We start from the raw sequence: 5,012 nt of genomic DNA, 5'->3' as shown, positions 1-5,012 counted from the left end.
GGCGACGACGGCGGTCGGTGTAGTCTTTGCGGGCTATGGCGGCGAGCATATCTAGCATCATCCCGTTGATGGCATTCATCATCGAACGCATGAACTCATCGTTGCCGGATTGTAGTTGCAGATAGCTGGTTGGCAGATCCAGAGCGACTATCCTGATTCCCTTGCTCTGGATTACGCCTCTGAGGCGTTCCCAATCGTCAGCATCGAGGCGGCTGAGACGGTCGATTTGTTCAACCAGCAGAATGTCACCAGCCTGAGCCACAGCCAGAAGCCGGAATAGTTCAGGACGCTGTAGTGATGCACCGGATACGTTCTCGATGAAGTTTGCAGCGATGGTTAGCCCGTGTTCTTCCGCGAATACGTTCAGTGATTGTGATGCCCGGGCAGCATCTTGTTCAGCTGTGGATGCCCGCAAGTAAGCGTAAGTCCTCATATCGTCCTCTGTGTCATTTTGGTGTGTCACTATGGTGGTGGTGCATTTTGAGTTATCGGCGGGGTCTAAATGTACCGTTTTTTGAGTGGGTCAGGCCGCTATAGCTGAGGTATACCCATAGTGAACTGGTCAGATAGTGCTTGATAGCCCGTCGATGATGGCGGCAAGGAAGGCCGTTGCTGCTGCCATTAGTGCATGCCTGAATAACGTCATGAATCGCATTTTGAGAGCCTCTGTAGTGTGCGTGTGGATTTGGGTGTGAATATGCCACTCATCGCCTTATGGAGCGTCTGGTGGCTTCTGGTGAGTGCTTTATGGGTGAATATCGTTTGGTATGTAATTCTGATACCAGTAGTTCATGAATTTGTTGGTGCTATACGGCTTTTGGCTGGATGTATGCGGTTAGTTTTGGCCAGATTTCATCTCATGGCTGAAATGGCTGGTTTGGTTGTAGCGTAAGTGAATGCGATGAAGAAAATACGCGGAGGGAACCAGAAGGCAAGTCAATAATTGATAAGGGATAATTCCCTATAAGAGTGTGTTGAGGTGGGTTTAAGACGTTTAAACGTTTGAGCACCCCGAAAATCGCAGTGCATCAACATTTCGTTGTAACTTTTCATGTAACTTTTGCAATTACAGCCCGTATTTACTGGGGCTGCGGCGGGTTACGAACAGCCGATCGGTTGACCTGAATGGAATATCGAGCTTTTCCATGATGGCAGATAGCTCTTTCAGGCGGCGTTTATCGTGCTTTAGCAGGCAGGAACAGCCATTTTTCGCCGGGTCGTAGGCTGCTTTTGATGATTCTCCGGTGATTACTCGCTCTGTTTCTGACCTGATCTCGCTGGCAACCCGGATGCAGTGGGCATAATAGCGTTCGATTGAGCGTGGTTCGCCGATGCTTTCAAGACATTTAAGCCAGTCGTCTTGGTGTTCGTGCTTCACGCGGATGAGCTTCAGCGTTGTTTCATGCTTTCTGAACCATCTGTCACGCTCTAAATCCCTTTCTCGCTGCCGCTTCTCTGCATGGAATACCTCATCAAACTCAATTACGTATGGTTTTGGTGCTCCCTCGAGGGTGACAACGAAGTCGACGCGGTACTTTCTTCCATTGAAATGCTTTTGCGTGATGATGCTGAACTGTCTACCACTGGTTTCTGAAATGCGTTTAAGGGTTTCGCTGAGTAGTCCACCAAAGATAGCCTCATGCCTGCTTCTTCCTGGCATTACCGGGAGTTTTACCCCTGTTTTGTCTTCGATTTCGTTGATGAGATCATCGTTCTGGTAGCTGTCAGGGCTGCTGGCAAGTAAAGCTAGGGCGTCAAATGCCGATATCCAGCTTGTACGGTGATCCCACTCGCCGGAAATAAGCTTTGGTGTGCAGTTTTTTTGCAGATCGCTGGGGGCCCCCAGGAGGCGTTTCAGTGCTGCCTTGAACCATTGAGATGGTCTTTGGCTATGACGTTCAGGTAGTTCACTGATGATGGATGGCAGGAATACTTCATATGTCCGACCATCTGTTCTTATCGTTGTTGGTTTGAGTAACAAGCATCCCCCTTGGTTTTTTTCATAAATATAATAACAACAACCCCTTAAGGAGGATTTTATGAGTATCAGTGATGATATTTGGCAAGAAATACAATTTGGTAAGTTAGAGCGATTCTGTCGTGATGGATATTTCCCTACGGAACAAACGTTTGTCATCGAGTTCTGGTATCAGTATGTCAATGACGGCAATGCAAACTGGGACGACTACCGACCAGCGTTAGACGAACTGGTCGATAGAAATCATCTGAAACAAAGCCAGAACGAGTGGTACATGTTTTAGCATCGCATTTGCTGTAATTCGTAGCTCATTCGCTGAAGTTGGGCTACGTATTGCTGTGGTGCTGGCTTCCCTTTCATTCGTTCTAGTGCCCGAAAAACCAACGCAGACAACTTGCTAATTATGATTGCCGCTTTTCGTGGGTCGATGCTTGGGATTAGCACTCTGACGCACCATGTAGGGCTGCTCGCGAGATTTGATGCAACGTCAACCAGCTGTGGGTCAACGTCAGTGAAGCGTCGATCGCCGATTATCGTCCTGCGAGCCAGCTCTATGATGGTTGGGTGGTCACGGAGGTGTGCCATGTAGAAGCCTTTAGTTGCTGGAGCCTCTGTACTGACAAATATTCTATCTGCTGTGTTCAAGCGAGCCATATGGCTCTCAATTGTCGACATCGCGACACAGAACCTCTTGGCTTCTTTGGGCCGTAGTGAATCCATCAGGTAAGCCACAGATGGTTCATCCATAAGCCCTTTTCGCGTCAGGGCTGATTTCAGTTTTATTCGTTGGTTTAACTGGAGCTTTTCACAGGTTCGTTCCAGTACGTCTAAGATGAGCAAAGCCTTCGTGTAGTTCTCGTACATATTGCCTCCGATAAGTGCTATGACTAGACGCCATTTAGCTCCACATATATCTTGTTTCTTGATTGCATGGCTTTGCTTTAGGGCAAGAAACAAAAGTGAATATGAGGAACGTCAGCATGAGTTTTTTAAATATGGTTGCCAGAGGCAACATCAAAAGAATCAAAGAATTGCATCAACTTGGACAGAGGCCTGATGCGATTGTCCAAAGATTTGCCCAATATGGTCTCAATATTAGTGAGAATTTTGTTAACTGCATCATTAATGGCGAGTTTGATGAACTAGATCGTATTGCGGTCCCACGGCAAGTCGTCAATGATTTGGAGCGTGAGCTTGATGAATTATCCCGTGGGATAATGCCTGCCTGATTATAATTATGCCGTATACGACTTGCCTGTGTTTACGCCTGTGTGACACCATGTGATCATGTCACTTACGATCACTCAATTAATTCTGGTGGTGTCACATGGCGAGTCACGGTGTCGCTGAGGCTGCAAAGTTAGCAGGTGTCACACGACGGACAATCTATCGACATATCAAGGCTGGTAAGCTTTCCGCTAGTGTGACGGGTGGTAACAATACGATTATTGAAACTAGCGAATTGCTGCGGGTTTACGGTGTTCTGTCACAGCCTGAACCTGAGCAGGTATCCACTGGATCACACGAAAATCAGCCTGAATATGTCACACTTTTATTGGCTGAAATGTCACAGCTACGAGAACAAATTAGTTCGTTGACGAGCAAGGTTGATGAGCTGCAAGAACAGCTTGCGTTGCCATCCCCAGAGCGACCAGAACTGAGTGTCTTAGAGTGGGTCAGAGAGAGAAGGAAGATGAAGGGCTGACTATCAGCCCTGAGATCATCAAGCAAATGAAGAAATCATCGTGAAGAAGTTTTCTTGATTGAACTCGATGCGTTGAACTGGTGCACCGTTTCCACCAGAGACAATCACCCATCCTGAGATTTTGCTTACCGTGTCTTTCCAGTGAAGCGAGAACTTAGATGTGCTGGGTGCTCGGCTAGGATTACTGATAGATACGTTCAGGCAGCCAGTAATACCGAAGTATGAAAAGCCGTCTGGGTTAATGGTTAGCGTTTTACCGCAATTCTGTAATTTCAGCGTTGCCACTTCAAAACGGTCGCTGCCTTCCGTCACTTGCATTGTTGACGTGGCCGCTTGTATAGCAGACCCCTCAAACCAGCTTTTAATCTCTGAGATAAGAGCCTGTGTATCCTGCTGGAATGCAATGACTTCTTTCTTGAAGGCTTCTTCGCTAGCTTTTTGATTGTTCGAGTTATCTTCTACTTTCTTGAAAAACGAGTCTTTTGCGGACATCTGGAAATCCTCTTTCTATGGGGCCATTGATATTGGGCGTATTGCTCGTTGTTTCAACAAGTAACGGACTAGAAAATAGCAATAGCTGCCTAATGCCCCCGTGGTGGGTACACCAGAAAACGGGAGCGGAGCGACCAGCGTCAGGCCTTCTCTATGAGTTAGATTTTGTGGGTGATGAGCCAGACCGTGGCAATTACACGTCACCGCAACTACTTCCTTGATGCTCACTTTATCAGGTGCTTGTTATCGTACAGCGAGACGGGGTAGAGCCAGCATCTTTCCCGTGCTGGTTAGGTTCCCACCGTTTGCCTGTTTATCCTGCCGGAGTCCGGGGCTAGACCTGAGCTTCAAGGGTGCAGATATGTGTTAACGTCGTTGGTATGGTTTTAAGGAAGTAGTGACAAAGCCTAGCTTCCGCTGCTAGGATTAGATTGTCGAAGTCTGGTCCTAGCAGCTATCTGCGAGATTAGAGTACTCAAGCCCGAGGCATTTGTCTTGGGCTTTTGTACATCTGGCGTCCTATCATCCTGTTGTTTTCTCCGCATTAAGTGCATTCCTTACCGTCCCGACGGCACAAGAGAGCATCTTAGCCACCTTTCTTTGCGAGTTTCCCTGAGAGATCAGCGTCCGAATGTGCTCATGCTTTTCCAAATCGGGCAGTCGCCCTTTGTAGAGCCCCATTTGTTTAGCCTTCTCGATGCCCTGAGCTTGGCGACGACGGCGGTCGGTGTAGTCTTTGCGGGCTATGGCGGCGAGCATATCTAGCATCATCCCGTTGATGGCATTCATCATCGAACGCATGAACTCATCGTTGCCGGATTGTAGTTGCAGATAGCT

At 47.8% G+C, this 5,012-nt stretch carries 7 protein-coding genes; 3 read left to right on the top strand and 4 right to left on the bottom strand.

Annotated elements, in window-relative coordinates; genetic code table 11:
• The coding region (locus QQF33_RS03265; protein ID WP_285157366.1) for a recombinase family protein at positions 1-433 on the bottom strand (433 nt) is incomplete at its 3' end.
• Positions 434-1,066: 633 nt separating this feature from the next.
• Positions 1,067-1,981, bottom strand: coding sequence for a PDDEXK family nuclease (locus tag QQF33_RS03260; protein ID WP_285157365.1), 915 nt, complete (start codon positions 1,979-1,981; stop codon positions 1,067-1,069).
• A 58-nt stretch (positions 1,982-2,039) separates the two neighbouring features.
• Between QQF33_RS03260 and QQF33_RS03255 the strand changes: the two genes are divergently transcribed.
• The 3 genes from QQF33_RS03255 (at position 2,040) to QQF33_RS03245 (ending at position 3,683) form a co-directional block, all read left to right on the top strand.
• Complete coding sequence (locus tag QQF33_RS03255; protein WP_285157364.1) at positions 2,040-2,261, top strand: hypothetical protein; 222 nt, start codon at positions 2,040-2,042, stop codon at positions 2,259-2,261.
• A gap of 697 nt (positions 2,262-2,958) precedes the next feature.
• Complete coding sequence (locus tag QQF33_RS03250) at positions 2,959-3,207, top strand: hypothetical protein (RefSeq protein WP_285157363.1); 249 nt, start codon at positions 2,959-2,961, stop codon at positions 3,205-3,207.
• A 98-nt stretch (positions 3,208-3,305) separates the two neighbouring features.
• Positions 3,306-3,683: a helix-turn-helix domain-containing protein gene (locus QQF33_RS03245; RefSeq protein WP_285157362.1), complete on the top strand. Its 378-nt coding sequence runs from the start codon at positions 3,306-3,308 to the stop codon at positions 3,681-3,683.
• A gap of 18 nt (positions 3,684-3,701) precedes the next feature.
• On the opposite strand, the gene QQF33_RS03240 is transcribed toward QQF33_RS03245, so the two are convergent.
• Both QQF33_RS03240 and QQF33_RS03235 read right to left on the bottom strand, forming a co-directional pair.
• Complete coding sequence (locus tag QQF33_RS03240) at positions 3,702-4,175, bottom strand: hypothetical protein (RefSeq protein ID WP_285157361.1); 474 nt, start codon at positions 4,173-4,175, stop codon at positions 3,702-3,704.
• 522 nt (positions 4,176-4,697) lie between these two features.
• A partial coding sequence (locus QQF33_RS03235) for a helix-turn-helix domain-containing protein (RefSeq protein ID WP_350319004.1) occupies positions 4,698-5,012 on the bottom strand: 315 nt, incomplete at its 5' end.

The sequence above is a fragment of the Lelliottia wanjuensis genome (assembly GCF_030238365.1).
In the GTDB taxonomy this organism is placed as follows: domain Bacteria; phylum Pseudomonadota; class Gammaproteobacteria; order Enterobacterales; family Enterobacteriaceae; genus Enterobacter; species Enterobacter wanjuensis.
This window is presented reverse-complemented; position numbering and strand designations above follow the sequence as displayed.

Excerpts from the sequence above, each read along its gene's own strand:
- QQF33_RS03255 (WP_285157364.1), top strand. The coding sequence starts at position 2,040 with ATGAGTATCAGTGATGATATTTGGCAAGAAATACAATTTGGTAAGTTA.
- QQF33_RS03250 (WP_285157363.1), top strand. The coding sequence starts at position 2,959 with ATGAGTTTTTTAAATATGGTTGCCAGAGGCAACATCAAAAGAATCAAA.
- QQF33_RS03245 (WP_285157362.1), top strand. The coding sequence starts at position 3,306 with ATGGCGAGTCACGGTGTCGCTGAGGCTGCAAAGTTAGCAGGTGTCACA.
- QQF33_RS03240 (WP_285157361.1), bottom strand. The coding sequence starts at position 4,175 with ATGTCCGCAAAAGACTCGTTTTTCAAGAAAGTAGAAGATAACTCGAAC.